Raw genomic sequence first — 19,909 nt, forward strand, 5'->3', positions numbered from 1 at the left:
CTTCCTCCGATCAATCAGCCGTGCAGGGCCCCCTCCACCGCCGCAAGCAGCGAGGTGAACCGCTTGTTGGCGGGAAGGTCATCGAGGTAGACGGGCTTGCCGTCCGGTCCGCCCAGGGGAACCTGCCAGTTGGGGTACAGCGCTTCGGTGGTTCCTGGCTGGTTCTGGACCCGGCGCTCCCCCACCGCGTCTACAAGGGCTACGCCAAGCAGCACCGACGGCGCCTGGGCCAGGAGGAGGTGCAGCGCCTCGATCGCGTGCTCCTCAGACCCCTCCACACTGGCTGACGTGCCCTCGGAGAGGTAACCGCGTTCGCGCAGCATGGCGAACATCTTCTCCAGCGACGCGTTGTGCTCGGCCCGTTCCTCCTGTTCGGACCGCTCCAGCAGGCCCAGCCGGCTCCGCAGCCCCACGTGGTCCCCGGCAAGGTAGCCGGCGGTGGGCGGAAGGTCGTGGGTGTTGACGCTGGCGAGCGCCTGCGTCCGGTACTTTTCCGGCGCAAGCGGCGCATCGCCGTCGTACTCGAACCACAGGATGGACGTGCCAAGGATGCCGCGCGCTGCCAGGTAGTCCCGCACCCACGGCTCAAAGGTTCCCAGGTCCTCCCCGATCACCACCGCCCCGGCGCGGTGCGCCTCCAAGGCGAGGATGCCGATCAGGGCTTCATGGTCGTACTGCACATAGGCGCCGTCCCCCGGGGCGTTCCCTTGCGGGATCCACCACAGCCGGAACAGGCCCAGGATGTGGTCAACGCGGATGCCGCCGGCGTGCCGGAGGACGGTGGCAAGCATGTCGCGGAACGGCTGGTACCCGGCCTCCGCGAGGCGGCCGGGATGCCATGGCGGCTGCCCCCAGTCCTGGCCCTGCTGGTTGTACATGTCCGGCGGGGCACCCACGCTGGTGTTTGCGGCAAGCACGCCACGCAGGGTCCACGCATCGGCGCTGCTGTGGTCCACCCCCACCGCGAGGTCATGCACAACGCCCAGGCGCATGCCGGACCGCAGCGCAGCCTGCTGGGCGTTCTCGAGTTGCTCGTCGCAGATCCACTGCAGCCAGCGGTGGAAGCCGATGCGGTCCGCCAGCTTCTCCCGGAGGGCTTCCGCTTCGGGCGTTCCGATGGCACGGGCTGGGTCCGTCCACAGAGGGTCGTCCGGCGCCACGTCCTCCCGGATGGCCGACCACAGTGCAAAATCGTCCAGTCCCTTGCCGGAGATGCGGCAGAATGCGTCGAAGCCTGCCTGCCGGGCCGGTGAACGCCGCGTGTGGTACAGCATCTCCAGGGCCTGCAGCTTGGCGGCATAGACGGCATCCCGGTCCAGCCGGCCGCCCTCCTTGTTCAGCCCCGCAACCTCTTCATGCAGTTTTTCCAGTGCCGCCCGTTTCCGCGGCCGCAGGTAGGCCAGCTCGGGGATGGCCTCGATGCGGATGTACAGGGGGTTGAAGAACCGCCGGGTGGAGGGCGAGTAGGGCGAAGGCTGAAGCGGCGGAACGGGCTCGGCCGCGTGCAGCGGGTTCACCAGCACGTAGTCGGCCCCGCGGGCACCACTGATGGCGGCGAGGTCGGCCAGGTCGGCGAAATCCCCCACGCCCCACGACCGCTTGGACCGGACCGAATACAACTGCGTGGCCAGTCCCCAGCCGCGGCGCTCTTCCAGTGGTTTGGCGGTTGCCAGCCGGGCGGGCGTCACCACCAAAGCGGCGGTGGCCGTGAGACCCCCGGACTCCGCCTGCAGCGTGTGCCAGCCCAACGGCAGGTCTTCGGGGAGGGAGAAGGTCGCGCGCCCGGTGGAGACGCCGTCGACGTCCTTGGGCTGGACCCAGACGTCCTGCTGGACCGCGTCCCGGGACCCCGCTCCCCCCTCCAGGGCGATGGTCAGCCGCGCCGTGGCACCGTCACGGACATGCACAGGGACCTGGGCCGGCTCGCCCTGCTTGATGACGACGGCGGGCGGCAGCATCCGCCGCCAGGGCGCCAGGTCAGCGTCCTCAAGGGCAGCCTCGATGTGCTGGTTGGTGTGCGCTTCAACGCCCAAAGCGGCAAGGACCTTGATCAGCGTGGCCTGCCCCACCGAGTGCGGAAGCCCGTCCCAGCCCTGGAAGGACGTGCCCACGCCATGCGCGTCCGCCAGCCGCTGCAGCAGGTGCGGATCAACTGCTCCAGGGGCAGCGGCGGGCGGGTCTGCGGGCAAAGCTGTCCGTGGTGCGTGCTGCTGGTCTGAAGCCGTCATGGGTGTCCGCCTCGTCTGTGATGGTCCCGGAACTTACAGTGCTGCTGTCGTACCCGGACGCTGACACCCCCGTGCACAACCGTTGGTTCAGATTATTGCAGGGCGGCGCGCAGGGGAAACCGGCTGGCTGCCCGCCTACGGATCGAAGTGCGTGGTCACCGGGCCGTCGCTGACCCGGCCCAGGACCCCGGCCGCCAGGTCGCGCAGCTTCTGGTTCCGGTGGCTGGATGCCTTGGCGAGCAGGGCCATCGCTTCCTCCTGGCTGCACCGGTTCTGGGCCATGATCACGCCGCAGGCAAGGTCAATGGTGGTGCGGTTCGCCATGGCGGCGCGCAGGTCGTCGGCCAGGGTTTGCGCGTCGGCGATCCGCAGCGCCAGCCGGAGCGCCCGCCCGGCGAGGTCCGCGAAACCCTCCGCCCGGCTGATGACGTTGGGGGCGAAGACGTGCGGCTCGGCGGCGAAGAAGTTCAGCGCGGCCGACTGGTTTTCATCAAGCGCGAGGGGAACACCCAGCACGCTGCGGCAGCCGTTTTCCGCCAGCACCTTCTGGTAGTCGGGCCAGCGCGTGTCGGTTTCGACATCGGGAAGGACCACGGGCTTCATCGCGTTTAGCGCGGTGATGCAGGGCCCGTCGCCCAGGGCCTGCTCCAGCTTGTCCAGGAGCGCCGCCCGTTCGCTGCTGCCGGCGATGGTGGCGCTGCGCTTGCGGCGGCGGAGGGTCACGCCGCATTCGATCAGCACGCCCGCGGCGTCGCTGAGGGTGGAGGCGGCAACGGTGGACAGTTCGGTCAGGAAGTCAGCCACGTTGCTGCTGCCGCTGATGAGGTCATGCAGCTGGAGGAACTGGTCATCGCTTTTGGGAGTGCCCATCCCTCAATATAGGCGCTATTGGCCGCCGTGCGCCCGCCACAAAACGTCATTCCCGCTGCCCCGGTTACTTTGTGCGACGAAAAGAGAAGGAGTAAGGCGGATTTCTGCGGTGGCCTGCCGAATCTGTGTAGCGTCATGACGATCCAGGCCACGGCAACAAGATGGAGGAGACCGAAAGATGGGCCTCAACGAACTGCGGGTGTTCGGGCGGTCGGGTACCCCCATCAGTCCCCTCACCCTTGGCACGATGAACTTCGGCGAGGGGAACGGCGGCCCGCACGGTGCCCCCACCGGAGCCGATGAGAGCATCCGCATCATCCAGGCGGCGCTGGACGCCGGGATCACCGCGGTCGACACGGCGGACGTCTATTCCCAGGGCGAGTCGGAACAAGTAGTGGGCAGGGCACTGCGCGGACGCCGGGATGACGTCTTCCTGGCCACCAAGTTCCACGGTCAGATGAGCCCCAATCCGGCGCACTCCGGGAACTCCCGGCGCTGGATAACGCAGGCGGTGGAGGGCAGCCTGCGCCGCCTCCAAACGGACCGGATCGACCTGTACCAGGCGCACCGGCCGGACTACAACACTGATCTGCTGGAGACCATCACCACCCTGAACGACCTGATCCGGCAGGGCAAGATCCTGTATTACGGCACCTCCGTGTTCACGCCGGCGCAGCTTGTGGAAGCCCAGTGGCTGGCCACCACCAACCACCTGATCCCGCCGGTGGGCAACCAGGTCCCGTATTCCATGCTGGTTCGCGGCAACGAGCGCGATGTCCTGCCCATCGCCCAGCAGTACGGCCTGGGCGTGCTTGCGTACGGACCGCTGGCGGGGGGCTGGCTGTCCGGAAGCTTCGTCCTGGAATCCGGCAAGCCGCCCACCCGCGTCCACACGCTCCCCGGCCGGTACGACATTTCCGGGCCCTCCAGCGAACGGAAGCTGCTCGCCGCGGACTCACTGGGCCGCCTGGCGGACAAGCTGGAGCTGTCCCTGGTGGACCTCGCGGTCGGTTTCGCCCTGACGCATCCCGCCATCAGCAGCGTGATCATCGGCCCGCGCAGCGAGGACCACCTCCACGCCTACCTTCGCGCCGCCGACGTCCGGCTCGGTGAATCCGTGCTCGACGCCATCGACGACCTTGTGCCCCCGGGCACCAACTTCGTGGAGCGGGACGCGGGCGCCATTGTCCCGTCCATCGAGTTCGCGGAACTACGACGGCGGTAGCAGGCTTCCCCGGGACCGGGACCTGGCTGCCGGGCCCTCCGCATGTATTGACTAACCGGTAGAAGACTCCTACGGTCTATACCGAAACCGCCTCCCACGACATCCAGGGGCCGCCATGCCAATGTCCGATGAGGAGCGACGCCTGCTCAAGGAGCTGGAACTGGGGCTGATTGCGGATGACCCCCACCTGGCCATGGAGCTGCTCTCCGGCTATCCCGCCCGCCGCTTTCCCGCGGGTTTATTCCCGGGAATGGCCGCCGCGCTGGCCGGCCTGGTACTGATCATTGCAGGGGCAGGGCTGCATGCGCCCGGCGCGGTGGTGCTTGGAATCCTGCTGCTTGGCCTGGGCGCCTGCCTGCTGCTGGGGCCCACGGTACTGGCCCGGAGCGCGGGCCGGCAGCCCACCGGGTGAGCGTTCCCAGGACGGTCAGCGGGTGTCCGCGGTTTCCGGCACTGCCTCTGTGCGGGCCTGCCGTTCCGGCCACGGCGTCAGGATGAACAGGCTCGCAAGGACGACGGCGGCGCCAAGCCAGGCAAGTGCCGGCAGCCTTTCGCCCACCACCAGCACGGCCAGCACGGCGGCCACCACGGTTTCCAGCAGGGATATTCCCGTGGCCGTGCCCGCCCCCACCCGGGCCAGGCCCCACCCGAAGAGGACATAGCCGGCAAACATCGGCACGGCCGCCATATAGGCACCTACGCCAAGGTTGCGCCAGGACTCCAGCAGCGGGGCGCCCGTGAGAACCAGGACCGGCATCAGGAGGAGTCCGCCCAGGCCGAAAACCGCACCCATCGCAGCCCTGGACGTCACCCCTTGGCCGGTCAGGCGGTGCGCCGCCCAGGAGTACAGGGCATAGGTGGCCCCGGCCAGCAGCCCAAGGAGGATGCCCGCCGTCGACAGCCACCATTCCGCAGCCGGACCCCCACCTGCGGATCCCGCTGCCGGGGCGTGGCCGGCGAAGGACAACAGCGCCGCTCCGCCCACTCCCAGCAGTGCCCCCAGGATCCATTGCCTGCTCAGCGCCTTGCCGTCAACACAGCGTTCGATAAGGGCCGCGGCCACCGGGGCCGAGCCGATGGACACCACCGTTCCCACCGCAACTCCGGACAGGTGCATCGAGCTGTAGAAAGCCAGGGGATAGATGGCCACTGCCGCAGCGCCAAGCGACACCAGGCGCCACCGTTCGAGCAGGCTGCCCGTCTGGTCTGCGATATGCCGTGCGGCGTAGAGGGCTTGAAGCAACCCGCCGAGACCCATTGCCACAGCGCCGATAGCCAGCGGGCTCACGGCCGGAGCGAGCGTGGCAGCCGTCCCCGTGCTCCCCCAGAGGATCGACGCCGCTGCCACGGACAGGACACCCCACAGTTGGGCCTTCTGATGCTGCCGTGTGCCGGTCACAGGGCGTCCAGCAATTGCGCGGCGATGGACCGTGCCTGCTGCAGCCGGGCATCGCCGCCTTCCAGTCCCGCCCGGGCCATAGCGCCCTCGAGCAGGAAGGCCAGGTGCGCCGCAGACGCGGTGGCCCCGTCTTCGCGGCCCGGCAGCAGCCCGGCCACGTGGGTGGCCAGGAGTTCCTGCACGTCCTCCTTGTGCCGGCGCACCGCCGCCCGGCCGGGGCCGCCCGCGGGCAATTCGGCGGCGGCGTTAAGCAGGCCGCAGCCACGGAACCCGTTGGGGTAGGCAGAGTTGGCGTGGTCCAGGTAGGCGTCGAAGACCGCCAGCACCCTGTCCCGCGGAGTACGGGCCGTTTCCAGGCGCTGGCCGTAAAGGGCCAGCCACTCCTGGTGCCTGGCGTCAAGGTATGCAGCCACCAGGTCCGCCTTTGAGCTGAAGTTGTTGTAGAGGCTCTTCTTGGCGACCCCCGCCTCGGCAGTGATCGCGTCGATGCCGGTGCCGGCAACGCCATACGCGTAAAAGAGACGCGCGGCGGCTTCCAGCAGCAGCTCGCGGGCGGGCCGGCGGCCTGGAACAGGAATGGTGGATGCCGCCAAGGACGCTCCTTCAGCGTAGGTAGGTAGACCAGTCTACCTACTGCATGTAGGGCACGGGAATTTGTTGCCCGCGTCCGGCGTTGTCGATCTGTCCGGAACAATCCGGACACCAGCAGCTGGACAGGAGAACACACCACATGTCAGTTGACTACGACGCTCCACGGGTGACTCCCGAGGAAGAGCCGAATGTCGCCCTGGAGGAGCTGAAGTCCGACAAGTCCGGCCGCCGGGAGGCTGCTCCCGACATGGACGAGACGGACCTCGCGGACAGCTTCGAGCTGCCCGGCGCAGACCTCTCCAACGAGGAACTCCTCATCCAGGTGGTCCCGGTACAGGCAGATGAATTCACCTGCATGTCCTGCTTCCTGGTCCACCACCGCAGCCAGTTGGCCCGGGAGAAGGACGGGAAGAAGTACTGCAAGGAATGTGAGGGGTAGCAGGGACACGCGGACCCGGCCAGGTTCGGATTCCAACCATTGAAATCCGCACTCGTGGCCGGAGCGGCGGCCAGCCATGATGTAGGTCACGCTCCGGCAAGGGCCGGCCGACTGGAAAGAAGGAAACCATGTCCCTCAGCGTTGAGGAAATGAACAAGCAGCTCCCGGCGGCCAACGTGCTGCCCGGAGAGGCGGTGCCGTACTACATGGCGTCGGGCGAGGGCGCACGCTACGAGATCAACGGCCAACTGGTGACCGTCATCGCCCGCGCCGCCGATACCGGGGGCATCTTCAGCGCTGCCTACATCTCCGGCGGCATGGGCGCCGAGTCACCGTTCGCCAGTCACAGCATCGAACACAAGACGCTCTACGTCTTCGACGGCATCCTGCACGTCTGGCTGCCCGGCGAGAGCCGCATCCTCACTCCCGGCGATTCGGTGGTGATCCCGCCGAACACGCCGCACGCCTACCGGATGGCCAGCCACTACACCCGGTTCCTGAACTGGATGACGCCCGGCGGCGGCGAGAAGTACTACGAGCGGGTGGGAACGCCCATCGATTCCCACGTCCCGCCCGTCCGCCCCGGACACAAGGCAAGCCTGCAGGAGCAGGCCGAGGTGGGTGCCGAGTTCGGGATCACATTCCCGGACGTTGAACGCGTGGCACCCTCCTTCAAGCACGACGCCGGCCTGCCGCCGGCGCAGAGCCCCTACTTCCTCAGCGCCGGTGAAGGTGAGCGCCTGGTCAGCTACCAGACCATGTTCACCTATCTGTCCCGGCCCGCGAACACGGGCTCGAACTACTTCGCGGTGCACACCAAGGGCGCCAAGACACCCTACATTCCGCTGCACTTCCACTCCGGGCACACCGAGAACTTCCTGTGCACCGAGGGCCGCATGTGGCTGTACGCCAACGGCCGCGAGATGCTCCTGACCAAGGGCGACTTTGTGCACGCGCCCGCGGGGACCATCCACTCGTTCGCGCTCGATGCACACAACACCCAGATGGTGGGCTTCCTGACACCATCGGTGTTCAACGGCTTCTTCGAGTACTTCAACACGCCCACGGAGGACTACATGTACACCGAGGGCGGGGAGCCCTACATGGACATGGAAGGGTTCGGCCGCGCCCAGGCCGAAATGGACCTGACCGTGGTGGGGCCACCGCCGCAGCGCCGCGCAGCCCTCGACATCCCCTAGCCACGACAGACATGGCCCGTCAACATCTGTTGACGGGCCATGTCTGTGTCAACTAATGTTGACGGCATGGAGGTGGAGCGGATGAAGACGCTGGTTGGATCAATGGACGGGCAAGGACCCGCGGAGGCCCTGTACGCGGTGGCCGAACTGCAAAAAGAGGTGGGCCGGGCCGAGGCATCCCTGGTCCGGCGCGCACGCCAGGCCGGCCTGTCATGGGAAGCGATCGCCCTGTGCCTGGGTGTGAGCAAGCAGGCCGTGCACCGCAAATACGGGAAACAGTAGCCTCCGCGGGCGGGCCGGAGAAGCGTCAGGACCCGGCGAGTGCCTGGCGGACCAGTTCGCGGCCGTAGTCGTTGCCGTTAGGGGTGCGGACCACGGTGTGCATGTGGAACGGGGCCGGCTGGTCATTGCTGAGGAACACGCCCGTATGGTGGTCCAGTTCCAGCACCACCACCGGACTCTGCAGGCGGAAGTAGAACGCTTCCTCCCCCGCCCAGCCGCCGATCCAGCTGAAGTGGGATTCGGAGTAGTGTTCCTGGATTTCCCGGCGCCGGGCTGCGCGCGGCCCCTCGGGGAGGTAGGCGATGAAGTCGTCCACCACGGCGTCGAGCAGTGTCCGCGCGTCAGCAGGCATGTCAGCCACCGGGATGCCCTCGTAAGGGATCACCCGGTTGTCCTGGAAGCAGCCGCCCAGGTGCCGTTCGTCGCCGGGGTGGAGGCGGCCCTCCGGCATCGCCGGGTCAACCATCGATTCGTACACAACGGCCCGCGAGCGCAGCTCTGCGGGCAGCGCACCCATGAGGTCCCGGGCCAGGGCGATGCGCTCCTTGAAGACTTGGACGCCGCGGTGCGGGCCGGCGTCGATCATGTCCGGCTCGGCGCCCATGAACACCGGTGAGATCACCAGCTGCGTCCCGGCCACCAGGCAGTTCAGCGCCGCGTGGTGGCCGAACAGCTGCCATCCCCACGGTTCGGTTTCGGACGGCTCGCCGTACAGGGCGAAGTTGTAGCTGAACTCGTTCATCAGCAGCGGCAGCTCCACCAGGTCGCCCAGGAAGCCGTTGATGCGCATCAGGTTCCGCACCAGCCCATACCCCTGCGGGCTCAGGCTTGCCTCCACCACGCCGAGCACGGCGTCGCGGACCGGAGGATCCAGCTCGTCCAGGCGCAGCCCGGTGTCGTGCTGCATGAACTCCGGGTTGGCCCAGCTTTGCCATTCGGGCGCGTCCACGGCGTAGGTGAGCTTCCGGGCCTGGCCAGCGGTCACGGCACCCAGGAGCTTGCGGGCGGCCGCCGCCATCTCTGCCGTCGGGGCCTCTTCCCCCGGGCGTGACGGGGCGAGCGGGTACAGGCCTTCGCGGCGCACGCCGTCACTGGTGATCCCGGTGAACGGCTGCGGGTACAGTTTCTGCCAGCCTTCGATCATGGGCCCTGCGAACGAATCGGTCTTTGCTGCCTCGGCGTATTGGCGGGCGTTCAGGCCCCGGATGTCCGCCACCCGCGGGTGGCCGGGGGGAAACAGGTAATCACGGAATGACGGCGTCGACACGGGCGCTCCTGGTGGTTTCGAGGGATATGGGCGACCAGCCGGCCGCCACGGACAAGGCTGCGCCCGCGGCCGGGGCGGAATTTCCCCGCCAGGCGACGTGCTGGTCGGGGCGGACCAGCAGGGTGCCCGCGCCCCACATGTGGGAAAGGTGCGTTCCGTCGTCGGCGGGTCCGACGACGGCGACCGTCACCGGAATGCCCGTCCGCGCGGCGGCCGCCAGCACCGGCTCGAAAAGAGTCGCGGCGGGCACCCCGCCCAGCGCGCCGGCGTCGGCGAGCAGGGTGAAGCCGGTTCCAAGGTGGCTGTACAGCGACGTGCCGTCCGCCAGCCAGGCATGCGGGAGCAGGGCGCCCGGGTTCGCCGAAGGAACATAGCGGATGGGGTCCTCGGCCGGAACCGGCAGGGCGTCAGGCACCACCAATGATGAGTCCGCGTACGAATACCCCAGCACCAGGCCCAAGGAGTCGAACTCGCTCTGCTTGACGGCCAGCGCCGCGTGGGCTGCGGCCCGCGCGGCGTCGCCACGCGGGCCGGCGGTGGTGAGCCCGGGGTCGGCGAAGTGGTACGCCAGGGCCTTGCCGTTGTCGGCGGCGTCGCGGATGGTGCGGGCGGCCACCGGCCGGCGTTCCTCCCCGTAGCTGGCCAGGAGTGCCGGGCCCGCCCAGCCGTTGATGGCGGCGGCGAGTTTCCAGGCAAGGTTGGCAGCGTCACCAATGCAGGTGTTGAAGCCGTGGCCGCCCCACGGCGGATTCAGGTGTGCGGCGTCCCCCACCAGGAAGATGCGCCCGCGGCTGTACTCGGGAGCCAGGAGCATGCGGGCGGTCCAGGGGTCAGTGGCCAGGACCTCGATGTCCACCTCGGCGCCCACCAGGGCACGGACCATGGCAGCGGCGTCCGGGTCGGTGACGGTGACAGAAGGGTCCACGCCCTGGACGATCGCCCACCAGGTTCCGGCCAGGTCCATCGGCCCCACCATCCCCGAGGTCTCCGCCCCCACCACCCAGTACTGGACGGCGGGGTCCAGTCCGATCGCCGGCCCGAGGGAGTCCGAGCGGAACAGGATGCTGATGTTGGACAGGGCCGCGGAGCCGCCCTCCAGCCGCAGCCCCAGGCTGCGACGCACGGCGGAGGATCCGCCGTCGGCACCAATGACGTACTCCGCGGTGATGGTGCGTTCGGTGCCCCCGGGACTGGCTGCCACGACGGCGTAGGGTGCGCCTTCCACACCATCCACCCCGTCGACCCGCGTGACGGACCAACCCGTCACGAACGTGACCAGCGGGTTGTCCGCGGCGACGGAGCGCAGCACCTCCTCCAGGACGGGCTGGGGCACCTGCTGGCCGCATTCGGGCTGCGGGCCGTAGCGGCCGGGAACCAGCTGGAAGGCATTGCGGAACCGGCGCAGTTCATGCGCGGCAGGCCCGGTGAGGCCGGTGCAGAAGATGACGTCCTGCGCGTAGTCCACGGGCAGCGGCGATGCGTCCCGGAGCAGTTCCGCGAGGCCCAGGCGGCGCAGGTGCGCCATGGTTCGGGCGTTGGTGGTCTTGGCCCTCGGCCGCGTATGGTCCACGGCGGTGCGGGGTTCGATGACGGTGCTGCGGATGCCCCGCGAGGCCAGGTCCAGGGCCAGGAACAGTCCACTGGGGCCGCCGCCGGCGATCAGGACCTGCGCCTCCTCCGGGAGGCCTGCTGCCGGGAAGTCCGGGACGGTGGCCATCAGGCACGGCTCCGGAGCGAACCATCGCCGACGGGTGTGGTGAGGGTGCCCAGCTTCTCGATCTCCACGTCCACCGTGTCGCCGGGCTGCAGCAGCCACTGCGGGGTGCGGGCGTAGCCCACGCCTTCCGGGGTGCCGGTGGCGATGACGTCCCCGGGGTGCAGGGTGAAGGTTTCGCTGATCAGGGCGACGATGGCCGGGACGGAGAAGATCATGTCCCGGGTGTTGCCGTTCTGCGCCTCGACGCCGTTCACCAGGGTGCGGACCTGCAGGCCGTCCCGGAGGTCGCCCACCTCGTCGCGGCTGACCAGGGGGCCCAGCGGTCCGCTGAAATCACCGTTCTTGCCCAGGGTCCACTGCGACGTGAGCTTCTGGGCCCGCCGGGAAGTGATGTCGTTGAAGGTGGAGTAGCCAAAGACGGCCTCCGCCGCGGCCGCCTCATCCACGGATTCGGCGCGGCGGCCGATGTAGGCGGCTACCTCGCCTTCCCAGTCCAGCCCCGCTTCGCCGGCAGGGACGGGCACCGGCACGTTGCCCACCGACAGGGAGGCGGTCCAGCGGCCAAACAGAGTGGGGTACGGCGGCAGTTCCTGGTCCTTGTAGCTGCCCTCGGCGGCGTGCGCCCTGTAATTCAGTCCCACACAGATGACCCGCGCGGAAGCGGGGACCAGCGGCACCTCAGTGACGCTGCCGCGCTCCAGCCAGGTGCCGGCGTCGGACGTTCCGCTGGTGGTGCCGGCGGCGAGTGAGGCTGCCTTGTCCTGCCAGCCCTCGGCGTCCGTCCAGAAGTCCGTGACGGAAGCGAGCGGGAGAACGCGGGAACCGGCAAGGGCTGCCGCCCAGGGTTCGCCGTGGTGGTTGATGCCAATGAACTGCATGGAGGGCCTTTCAGGTCTGGTCCGGACGCGTGGCGTCCCGGCGGAATGCGTCAGATCAATGCTGGTTCGCCTGGCGGCGGAAGAAATCGATGGTTGCCGCGGTGGCCTGCACGGCGGCGTCGCTGCCGCCGTGCGGCGTGGACCACATATGGTCGGCGTCCTGCAGGAGGAGGAGTTCGACGTCGATGCCCGCGCCTTCCAGCGCCTCGGCAAGGCTGGCGGACTGGGCCACGGGGACGAAGCGGTCCGCTGTGCCGTGGATGAGGAGGAAGGGCGGCGCGTCCGGATGCACGTAGGTGAGGGGGCTCGCTGCCGCGGCTTTCGCGGGGGCCTCCGCCGGCTGCGCCCCGAGCAGGAGGGCCTCGCGGGAGCCGGGGTCATTGGCGGTGGCGACGGCGTCCGGCCGGGCCTGCGCCCCCATCCGGACCAGGTCCGTCGGCGGGTACCAGGCCGCCACCGCGGCAACGGCGTCGCCGGCGGCGCGGTAGGCGGGGCCGTCAGCCATGGCCTCGTCCGCGCCCTGGCTTGTGCCGGCGTCGTGGCTTGTGCCGGCGTCGTGACTTGTCCCGGCGCCGTGCTCCGAAAAGGCCGTGGACCCAGCGGTCAGGCCAAGGAGGCAGGCGAGGTGACCGCCGGCGGAGTCGCCCCAGGCGTAGATGCGGTCCGGATCGATCCCATGGTCTGCCGCGTGCGCCCGCAGCCAGCGGACGGCCTCCTTGGCATCCACCAGTTGGGCCGGGAAGGTGGCGGCGGTGGTCAGCCGGTAGTCCGCGGAGGCAACCGCGAAGCCGGCGGCCACCAACTGCGCGATGGGGTTGAAACCGAAGCCATCCACCACCGGCCCCATCGAGGACCGTTCCCCGGTCCGCCACCCGCCGCCGTGGAGGTGGAGGACGGCGGGCAGGCCGCGGCCTTGGGGACCTTCTCCAGCGGCAGACCCGGGCCGGGTTTCCTCCGGGAGGTAGAGGTCCAGCAGCAGCGGGTCTGCGTTCCGGGGCCGCGCGAACTCGATGCCCCGGAGGATCCGCTGTGCCGTCGTCGTTGACTCCATGTGTACCGCGCCGTTCTGTCCTGCGTTGCCGGATGCGGGCCGGTGCGGCCCGCGCTCATGCACTCAACTTTGGTCCATCCGCGGGACCGGTGGCGCCGCAGGTTTCACTGAATGAAACTACTTCGGAACGGGCGCACACTCCGCCTGAAACCAGGCTGAGCTGCGCGGGCGGCATTGCTGCATTGGCGGGCTTGAACCTGACGCGGCGTCAGGACCTACCGTTGGCGGTATGGAATACCAAAAGGGCGCCTGCTGGAGCGTCGGGGAACTGGCCGCCGCGACGGGCGTGACGGTCCGGGCGCTGCACCACTACGACAGCATCGGCCTGCTGCGGGCAAGCGGACGGACTCCTGCCGGGCACCGGCGGTACACCGAGCAGGACCTGCAGCGCCTCTACAGCATCCGCGCCCTGCGCAGCCTGGGGGTTCCCCTGGGTGACATCGGGACCGTGCTGGATGGGTCCGGCGGCGGCCCGGGGCCCGTGAAAGACCTGTTGCTCCGGCAGCTTGAGGCCTTGCGGGTCCAGGCCGGCCGGCTGGAGGAGCTCCAACAGACAATCGGCCGCCTGCTGGAACGCATCGACCATCACGGGGAGGCCGGCCCCACCGATTTCATCACCGTACTGGAAAGGATGAGCATGTTTGAGGACTACTTCACAGAGGACCAGCGCCGGGAGCTGGACGAGCGGCGGGCGCAGCTGGGCCCGGATGCCGTGGATGAATCACGGACCCAATGGGCGGGCCTGGTTCAGGAGGGCCTGCGCCAGGTCGACGCCGGGGTTCAGGCCACCAGCGCCGAGGCCCGGGAGCTGGTGCGCCGCTGGGATGAGCTGGGCTCACGGTTCCATGGCAGCGAGGGCACCAAGGCGGCCGCGCGTGCCATGTGGGCGGAGAACAGTGCTGAGCTCAGCAGGGCGCTGCCCTGGACTGCGCAGCAGATGCAGGCGCTGGTGGCACACCTGGAGCAGGCCCGGGACGCCGGGTGATCCCGGGCCTGACGTTCAGCTGACCAGGATCTGGGTGGCCGATTCCTTCAGCTTGCCGTTGGCCCACTTCATCTGGCGGATTGTCTGGGGATGGCATTTTTGCGCCAGGCCCAGCAAGTTTTGGTCCTTCATCCCCTGTGCGGCCTGGGCCAGCAGCTCCCAGTCGGCGGAGACGCCGCAGGCCTTCAGGTAGAGCTCGCGGAGGTCCCGCAGCAGCAGCATCCCGGTTTCCGGACGCCGGCCCACCATCTCGCTGCCCTTCTCCCGGAGGGTCTCCATCAGTCCTGCTTCGCTGCGCGGCTCCGGGTCCAGGTCCTGGCCGTAGTTCTTGGCGATGTCCGCGATGTCCCGCACGTGCTGCTGCGACCAGCGCGCCAGGTCCCGGGCCAGGTGGTAGATCTCGTGGTCCACCTTGTGCCGCTCGGAGACCACCAGCAGGTGGTGTGCCAGGTCGTTTTCGGACCGGTGCATTTCCTCGAGTACCAGCCCGAATTTCATCGTGCCCCTCCTGCCGCGTCCATGGATTCATCCGCCAGGGCGCTCAAAATTCCCTTGGTCCTGGCCCCTTCGGCGAATTCCCCGGCCGGAGCCGACGCCGTGGTGGTGGGCGCCGAAGAGGGCCCGTCGCCACCGGAAATGCGGGTAATGCGGGCTGCCGCCGTCTTGAAGATGGGCTGCTTGGACGCCGCATCCCAGTCGGTGATGGTCAGTTCGTTCGCTGCCCGCCCGGCCCCGTCCGGCTGGTGTCCGCCCTTCGTGTCCCAGTAGCCGTAATGGAAGGGCAGGAAGAGGACGCCGTTCCGGATGCCGCTGATCCGCACCTTGGCACGGACCGAACCGCGGGGCGTCTCCACCTCGGCAAGGTCACCTTCGGCGATCCCGTACGCGCCGGCGTCGTCCGCTGACAACTCAACCCAGACGTCAGGCGCGGCCGCCTGGAGCTCCGGGGCCCGTCCCGTCTTGGTGCGGGTGTGGAACTGGTAGAGCGTACGGCCGGTGATGAGCTGGAGCGGGAAGTCCTGGCTGGGCAGTTCGTGCGGCGGCATGTATTCGGCGGCCTTGATCACCGCCTTGCCCTCCGGGTTCAGCGCCTTGTATTCCGTGGGCTCCACGGGGGCGCCGGTGATGAGGTCGCGGCCGTAGGTTTCGCAGTACTCGGGGTGCGCCCAGAACTTCCCGTCCGCGTAGATCCGCTCGGTGCCGTCCGGGTTCTCCTCGTTGCAGGGCCACTGGATGCCGGAACCGCCGCGCAGCTTGCCGTAGGTGATGCCGGTGTAGTCGCAGGGCCGGCCGCGGGTGCATTCCTTCCAGGCCTCGAAGGCGGACTCGGGATCGTGCCACTTGATCAGGGGCTGGCCGTCCTTGTCCTTCAGGCCCATGCGGTGGGCGTAGTCGATGAAGATCTCCAGGTCCGCCTTGGCCTCACCGGGCGGGTCCACGGCCTTCTCGGAGAGGTGGACGGTGCGGTCCGCGTTGGTGAAGGTGCCCGTCTTTTCGCCCCAGGTGGCGGCCGGGAGTACGACGTCGGCCAGTTGGGCGGTCTCGGACAGGAAGATGTCCTGCACCACCAGGAACAGGCGGTCCTGCGCCAGGATGCTGCGGATGCGTGCCAGTTCCGGCAGTGAGACGGCCGGATTGGTGCCGCTGACCCAGAGCATCCGGATGGACCCGTCCTCCACGTACCGCATCATTTGCATGACGTGGGTGGGCGGCGAGTAGTGCGGGATAGACATGGGGTCAACGTTCCACACACGGGCGAGGTCCTGGATGTGGGCATCGTTGGACCAGTTCCGGAAGGCGGCAAGGTCGCCGTCGGCCCCGCATTCCCTGGTGTTCTCCGCCGTGGGCTGGCCATTCATCTGCAGGATGCCGCAGCCGGGCTTGCCTAGCATGCCGCGGATGATGTTGATGTTGTTGACCTGGACGGCGGCGGCGGTGGCCTGGTTGGACTGGTAGAAGCCCTGCAGCACCGTGGACAGCAGCCGCTCGGCGTGGCCGATGATGCCGGCCGCCTCCCGGATCTGTTCGGCCGGGACACCGCAGATTTCCGCCACCAGGGCCGGCGGATAGTTCTTGACCTCTTTTTCGAGTTCTGAATACCCCACCGTGTGCGCCTGGATGTACTCCTGGTCCACCCAGCCGTTGGTGATGATTTCGTGCAGGATGCCGTTCATGAGGGCCACGTTGGTGCCGGGCCGTGGAGCCAAGTGCACGGTGGCGGCCCTGGCCACGGGGGTCATGCGCGGGTCCACGCAGATGACCTTCGGCGGGTTGGGCCCGGCCAGCCGGTCCAGCATCCGGGTCCAGAGGACGGTCTGGGTTTCCGCCACGTTGTGCCCGTACAGGGCGATGACGTCGGCGTGGTCCACGTCGGTGTAGGAGCCGGGCTGCCCGTCGCAGCCAAAGGATTCCTTCAGCGCCTCCCCTGCCGTGGCCGTGCACAGCCGGGTGTTCCCGTCCACATGGTTTGTGCCGATGCCGCCGTGGGCCACGGTGCCCAGGGTGTAGTACTCCTCGGCGAAGAGCTGGCCGGTGGTATAGAAGCCCAGGGCGCTGGGGCCCTGCTCCGCCAGCAGCGCCTTGGACTTGTCCACGATGCGCTGCATGGCGGTGTCCCAGTCCGTTTCCACCAGTTTCCCGCCCTCGCGGATGAGGGGTTTGGTGAGCCGGTCCGGGGAGGCGTTGGCCTGCCAGCCGTACAGGTCTTTCGGTCCCAGCCGGCCGTGGTTCACCCGGTCCACGGCCCGTCCCCGGACACCGACGATCCTGTTGTCCTTGACGGCGATGTCCATGGCGTCGCCGTTCGAATGCAGGAGCGATGCCGTCTGGACCCACCGGTCCACGTCCTCCGGGCTTACCCCCTCGGCCAGGTGGGTGTCCACCCTGACGGGCCAGTCACCGCCGCTGCCGTACGGCGTCCGTGTCCCCCAGGGTTCAGCTATTCGGTCGATCCGGGCCATCTGTCCATCTCCTCGCAGGAACCGGCGGGCAGCGTCGAAACGGCGCTGTCCCTACCGGATCCATACCCAGAACAGAGAGGGGGAAACAGGCCCGGTTCCGCCCAGTTGGAGCGCTGGAGGGTGCCGGTCAGGCCTGCTTGTCCTGCAGTGGCCGGCGTGCCAGCCACGCGGCCACGATGGCACCGGACACGTTGTGCCAGAGCGAGAAGACGGCGGACGGCAGCGCCGCGAGGGGGCTGAAGTGGGCGGTGGCCAGGGTGGCGGCCAGCCCGGAGTTCTGCATCCCGACTTCAAAGGCAAGGGCACGGCGTGCCTTGTCGTCCAGGCGCCCCAGCTTCCCGGCCAGGTAGCCAAGGCCCAGGCCGAAGCCGTTGTGCAGCAGGACGGCGAGGAACACGATGGCCCCGGCACCGATGATCTTGCTGGCGCTGCCGGCCACCACGATGGCCACGATCAGGGAAATCACGACGGCGGAGGCCCACGGCAGCGCGGGCAGCACCTTGGCCACGAGCTTCTTGAGGAACAGCCGGGCAAGCAGGCCGGCGACCACCGGCAGCAGCACGGTCTTGACGATGTCCAGGACCATGCCGGCGGCGTCGATCTGGAGGTAGGAGCCGGCCAGGAACAGGACCAGCAACGGGGTGACGATCGGGGCGATCAGGGTGGAAACGGACGCTACCGCCACCGAGAGCGCAACGTCGCCCTTGGCCAGGAACGCCATCACGTTGGAGGCGGTTCCGGACGGGGCGCATCCCACCAGGATGACGCCGACGGCGAGCTCGGGCTCGAGGTTCAGGGCACCGGCAATCAGCCAGCCGGCGCCGGGCATGATGATGTAGTGGGCAACGATTCCCAGCGCCACCGCCCATGGCCGCTTGGCCACCGCAGCAAAGTCCGGCGGCGTCAGGGTCAGTCCCATGCAAAACATGATGATGCCCAGCAGGTAGGGCACACTCGGCGCGATGGGCTTGAAGACGCCTGGAAGCAGGAAGCCGATAACTCCTGCCACCACCACGAGGATGGGGAACACCGTCACGGCGACGCGGGCGATCCTGCTTTCCGCTTCGAGCGCAGGGTTGACGGGGGTCCCGTCCGGGGAATTGTGGGGTTTAGTTGCCTCAAGCATCCAATTATGGTGGCACTGTCCTATAGGATTCCGCCAATTGATGACCGTGAACGGTAACAACGGCGGGACCCCCACGGCCCCCGGCAAGGTGGACCGTGGGATGTCCTCCGTCAGACCTGCTTGCGGAGCTCCATCTTGCGGATCTTGCCGCTGGCGGTGCGGGGCATCTCGTCGATCACTACCAGCGACTTGGGGATTTTGTACCGGGCCAGCCGGCCGTCCAGGAAACTGCGCAGCTCATCACCGGTGAGGGATTCCCCCTCGCGAAGCGTCACGATCGCCTGGGGGACCTCGCCCCATTTCTCGTCGCTGACACCGATGACCGCTGCGCTGCTGACGGCGGGGTGTTCCGCGATGACGGCTTCCACCTCTGCCGGGTAGATGTTTTCGCCGCCGGAGATGATCATGTCCTTGAGCCGGTCCGAGACGAACAGGAAGCCTTCCGGGTCCCGGTAGCCCATGTCCCCCGAGCGGAACCAGCGTGAGTCGGCATAGCTGGCGGCGGTGGCCTCCGGCCGGTTCCAGTACTCCTTGATCACGTTGGGCCCGGAGACCTGGATCTCCCCCACCTCGCCGGGGGCGGTTGCGCCGCCCAGGGGATCGGCGATCCGGACGTCGGTGAAGAAGTGCGGCAGGCCTGCCGAGCCGGCCTTGTCCCGGGAACGGTCAACGGGCAGCATGGTGGCACCGGGCGCTGATTCGGTCATCCCGTAGCAGCTGGTGAAGCCGATGCCGCGGTCCTCGTACGCATCCAGGACGCGCCGGGGAATGGCGGAGCCGCCGCAGGTCAGCTTGTCCAGCGAGCTGAGGTCGGCCGCGGCCCAGCCGGGATGCTCGCACAGCATCTGGAACGTGGTGGGCACCCCGTTGAGGGTGGTCACCCTGTGTTCCTGGATGAGCTCCAGGACCCGGGCGGGATCAAACTTGGCCTCCAGGACCACGGTGGCGCCCTTCAGCAGCATCGGCAGCAGCCCCATGTCCAGCGACGCCACGTGGAACAGCGGCGAGATCATCAGCGCCACATCGTTGCGGTTCACGTCCATGTCCACGATGGTGTTGATGCAGTTCCACGTGATGTTCCCGTGCGTCAGGAGGGCCCCCTTGGGCTTGCCGGTGGTTCCCGAGGTGTAGAGGATCATCGCGCCGTCGTCATGGCCGACTGGCACGTCGATGGGTTCGGCAGCTGCCGCCTGCAGCGCCTCCCCGTACTGCTCCACCGTGACGGACTGTTCGACGGCGGCCGGTGACGTCACGGCGGAAGGTTCCGTCCCGGCGTCGGCCGCTACGATCAGGCGGTGGCTGACTTCCGTGTCCGCCACCGCGGCGGACGCCAGGGCGCCCAGGGCGTCGGCGTGGACCAGGAGCCGGGCGCCCGAATCCTGCAGCTGGAACTGCAGCTCAGGCGGGGCGAGGCGGGTGTTGAGCGGCACGAAGATCGCGCCCAGGAGCCCGCAGGCGAAGAAAGTTTCCACGAAGGAGGGGTGGTTCTCCCCCAGGTAGGCCACCCGGTCCCCCTTGGCCACTCCCCTGTCCCGGAGTGCGTTGGCCAGGCGGTCGGCCCGCTCGGCCAGTTCCCCGTAGCTGAGGGCGGCGGCGGCTGTGCCGGCTCCGGACAGGAGCGCCGTCTTGGCACCGGATTTTGCGCGCCGGCGGTGCAGCCAGGAGCCAACTCCGTTGTTGTCCATGGTTCTC

18 protein-coding genes are annotated in these 19,909 nt (G+C 68.5%); 6 read left to right on the forward strand and 12 right to left on the reverse strand.

The window, feature by feature from the left end; all coding sequences use genetic code 11:
• Positions 1-14 precede the first annotated feature (14 nt).
• Positions 15-2,228, reverse strand: a complete 2,214-nt coding sequence (gene malQ / locus RM50_RS08820) for a 4-alpha-glucanotransferase (protein ID WP_043451921.1) — start codon at positions 2,226-2,228, stop codon at positions 15-17.
• A gap of 135 nt (positions 2,229-2,363) precedes the next feature.
• The gene (locus RM50_RS08825; RefSeq protein ID WP_043451924.1) at positions 2,364-3,098 is read right to left on the reverse strand and encodes a GAF and ANTAR domain-containing protein; all 735 of its coding nucleotides are present in this window, start codon (positions 3,096-3,098) and stop codon (positions 2,364-2,366) included.
• 178 nt (positions 3,099-3,276) lie between these two features.
• Between RM50_RS08825 and RM50_RS08830 the strand changes: the two genes are divergently transcribed.
• Together RM50_RS08830 and RM50_RS08835 are read left to right on the forward strand one after the other, a co-directional pair.
• A complete protein-coding gene (locus RM50_RS08830; RefSeq protein ID WP_043451927.1) occupies positions 3,277-4,323 on the forward strand; it encodes an aldo/keto reductase in 1,047 nt (348 codons plus the stop codon).
• Positions 4,324-4,438: 115 nt separating this feature from the next.
• Positions 4,439-4,735, forward strand: a complete 297-nt coding sequence (locus RM50_RS08835; RefSeq protein WP_052260081.1) for a DUF3040 domain-containing protein — start codon at positions 4,439-4,441, stop codon at positions 4,733-4,735.
• Positions 4,736-4,750: 15 nt separating this feature from the next.
• Here the strand turns inward: RM50_RS08835 and RM50_RS08840 are convergent, their stop codons facing one another.
• Together RM50_RS08840 and RM50_RS08845 are read right to left on the reverse strand one after the other, a co-directional pair.
• Positions 4,751-5,722, reverse strand: coding sequence for a DMT family transporter (locus RM50_RS08840; protein ID WP_052260083.1), 972 nt, complete (start codon positions 5,720-5,722; stop codon positions 4,751-4,753).
• Entirely contained in the window at positions 5,719-6,315 is a 597-nt protein-coding gene (locus tag RM50_RS08845; protein WP_043451931.1) for a TetR/AcrR family transcriptional regulator, read from the reverse strand. The genes RM50_RS08840 and RM50_RS08845 overlap by 4 nt, the downstream gene beginning before the upstream one ends.
• 137 nt (positions 6,316-6,452) lie before the next feature.
• Here RM50_RS08845 and RM50_RS08850 point away from each other — a divergent pair, with 137 nt between their 5' ends.
• The 3 genes from RM50_RS08850 to RM50_RS08860 all read left to right on the forward strand — a co-directional run bounded on the left by RM50_RS08850 (position 6,453) and on the right by RM50_RS08860 (position 8,233).
• On the forward strand, positions 6,453-6,752 hold the full coding sequence (locus RM50_RS08850) for a DUF4193 domain-containing protein (RefSeq protein WP_018772148.1): 300 nt from the start codon (positions 6,453-6,455) through the stop codon (positions 6,750-6,752).
• Positions 6,753-6,880: 128 nt separating this feature from the next.
• Complete coding sequence (locus RM50_RS08855) at positions 6,881-7,951, forward strand: quercetin 2,3-dioxygenase (RefSeq protein WP_043451933.1); 1,071 nt, start codon at positions 6,881-6,883, stop codon at positions 7,949-7,951.
• Positions 7,952-8,017: 66 nt separating this feature from the next.
• Entirely contained in the window at positions 8,018-8,233 is a 216-nt protein-coding gene (locus RM50_RS08860) for a transcriptional regulator (RefSeq protein ID WP_043451934.1), read from the forward strand.
• A 25-nt stretch (positions 8,234-8,258) separates the two neighbouring features.
• On the opposite strand, the gene RM50_RS08865 is transcribed toward RM50_RS08860, so the two are convergent.
• The 4 genes from RM50_RS08865 to RM50_RS08880 are packed head-to-tail and all read right to left on the reverse strand — an operon-like array spanning position 8,259 to position 13,146.
• Positions 8,259-9,500 (reverse strand): DUF3500 domain-containing protein, encoded by a 1,242-nt coding sequence (locus RM50_RS08865; protein ID WP_043451936.1) that lies wholly within the window; start codon positions 9,498-9,500, stop codon positions 8,259-8,261.
• Entirely contained in the window at positions 9,478-11,217 is a 1,740-nt protein-coding gene (locus RM50_RS08870) for an FAD-dependent monooxygenase (RefSeq protein ID WP_043451938.1), read from the reverse strand. The genes RM50_RS08865 and RM50_RS08870 overlap by 23 nt, the downstream gene beginning before the upstream one ends.
• Positions 11,217-12,095: a fumarylacetoacetate hydrolase family protein gene (locus RM50_RS08875; RefSeq protein ID WP_043451940.1), complete on the reverse strand. Its 879-nt coding sequence runs from the start codon at positions 12,093-12,095 to the stop codon at positions 11,217-11,219. The genes RM50_RS08870 and RM50_RS08875 overlap by 1 nt, the downstream gene beginning before the upstream one ends.
• Before the next feature lie 55 nt (positions 12,096-12,150).
• Complete coding sequence (locus RM50_RS08880) at positions 12,151-13,146, reverse strand: alpha/beta hydrolase (RefSeq protein WP_043451978.1); 996 nt, start codon at positions 13,144-13,146, stop codon at positions 12,151-12,153.
• 229 nt (positions 13,147-13,375) lie between these two features.
• On the opposite strand from RM50_RS08880, the gene RM50_RS08885 reads away from it, so the two are divergent.
• The gene (locus tag RM50_RS08885; protein WP_043451943.1) at positions 13,376-14,131 is read left to right on the forward strand and encodes a MerR family transcriptional regulator; all 756 of its coding nucleotides are present in this window, start codon (positions 13,376-13,378) and stop codon (positions 14,129-14,131) included.
• Positions 14,132-14,146: 15 nt separating this feature from the next.
• Here the strand turns inward: RM50_RS08885 and RM50_RS08890 are convergent, their stop codons facing one another.
• From RM50_RS08890 to menE, 4 genes are all read right to left on the reverse strand, one after another.
• Positions 14,147-14,629 (reverse strand): hypothetical protein, encoded by a 483-nt coding sequence (locus RM50_RS08890; RefSeq protein WP_043451945.1) that lies wholly within the window; start codon positions 14,627-14,629, stop codon positions 14,147-14,149.
• Positions 14,626-17,091: a molybdopterin oxidoreductase family protein gene (locus tag RM50_RS08895; protein WP_043451947.1), complete on the reverse strand. Its 2,466-nt coding sequence runs from the start codon at positions 17,089-17,091 to the stop codon at positions 14,626-14,628. The genes RM50_RS08890 and RM50_RS08895 overlap by 4 nt, the downstream gene beginning before the upstream one ends.
• A gap of 127 nt (positions 17,092-17,218) precedes the next feature.
• Positions 17,219-18,217, reverse strand: a complete 999-nt coding sequence (locus RM50_RS08900) for a bile acid:sodium symporter family protein (RefSeq protein WP_043451949.1) — start codon at positions 18,215-18,217, stop codon at positions 17,219-17,221.
• Positions 18,218-18,327: 110 nt separating this feature from the next.
• The gene (gene menE, locus RM50_RS08905; RefSeq protein ID WP_043451950.1) at positions 18,328-19,902 is read right to left on the reverse strand and encodes an o-succinylbenzoate--CoA ligase; all 1,575 of its coding nucleotides are present in this window, start codon (positions 19,900-19,902) and stop codon (positions 18,328-18,330) included.
• Positions 19,903-19,909: the final 7 nt, after the last annotated feature.

Origin of the sequence: Pseudarthrobacter phenanthrenivorans, assembly GCF_000813845.1 — a bacterium.
Lineage (GTDB): Bacteria > Actinomycetota > Actinomycetes > Actinomycetales > Micrococcaceae > Arthrobacter > Arthrobacter phenanthrenivorans_B.

Bases quoted from the DNA above. Each gene is read 5' to 3' on its own strand.
- RM50_RS08895 (WP_043451947.1), bottom strand. From the start codon at position 17,091: ATGGCCCGGATCGACCGAATAGCTGAACCCTGGGGGACACGGACGCCG.
- RM50_RS08885 (WP_043451943.1), top strand. From the start codon at position 13,376: ATGGAATACCAAAAGGGCGCCTGCTGGAGCGTCGGGGAACTGGCCGCC.
- RM50_RS08870 (WP_043451938.1), bottom strand. From the start codon at position 11,217: ATGGCCACCGTCCCGGACTTCCCGGCAGCAGGCCTCCCGGAGGAGGCG.
- RM50_RS08890 (WP_043451945.1), bottom strand. From the start codon at position 14,629: ATGAAATTCGGGCTGGTACTCGAGGAAATGCACCGGTCCGAAAACGAC.
- menE (WP_043451950.1), bottom strand. From the start codon at position 19,902: ATGGACAACAACGGAGTTGGCTCCTGGCTGCACCGCCGGCGCGCAAAA.
- RM50_RS08855 (WP_043451933.1), top strand. From the start codon at position 6,881: ATGTCCCTCAGCGTTGAGGAAATGAACAAGCAGCTCCCGGCGGCCAAC.
- RM50_RS08835 (WP_052260081.1), top strand. From the start codon at position 4,439: ATGCCAATGTCCGATGAGGAGCGACGCCTGCTCAAGGAGCTGGAACTG.
- RM50_RS08830 (WP_043451927.1), top strand. From the start codon at position 3,277: ATGGGCCTCAACGAACTGCGGGTGTTCGGGCGGTCGGGTACCCCCATC.
- RM50_RS08850 (WP_018772148.1), top strand. From the start codon at position 6,453: ATGTCAGTTGACTACGACGCTCCACGGGTGACTCCCGAGGAAGAGCCG.
- malQ (WP_043451921.1), bottom strand. From the start codon at position 2,228: ATGACGGCTTCAGACCAGCAGCACGCACCACGGACAGCTTTGCCCGCA.
- RM50_RS08880 (WP_043451978.1), bottom strand. From the start codon at position 13,146: ATGGAGTCAACGACGACGGCACAGCGGATCCTCCGGGGCATCGAGTTC.
- RM50_RS08900 (WP_043451949.1), bottom strand. From the start codon at position 18,217: ATGCTTGAGGCAACTAAACCCCACAATTCCCCGGACGGGACCCCCGTC.
- RM50_RS08860 (WP_043451934.1), top strand. From the start codon at position 8,018: ATGGAGGTGGAGCGGATGAAGACGCTGGTTGGATCAATGGACGGGCAA.
- RM50_RS08825 (WP_043451924.1), bottom strand. From the start codon at position 3,098: ATGGGCACTCCCAAAAGCGATGACCAGTTCCTCCAGCTGCATGACCTC.
- RM50_RS08875 (WP_043451940.1), bottom strand. From the start codon at position 12,095: ATGCAGTTCATTGGCATCAACCACCACGGCGAACCCTGGGCGGCAGCC.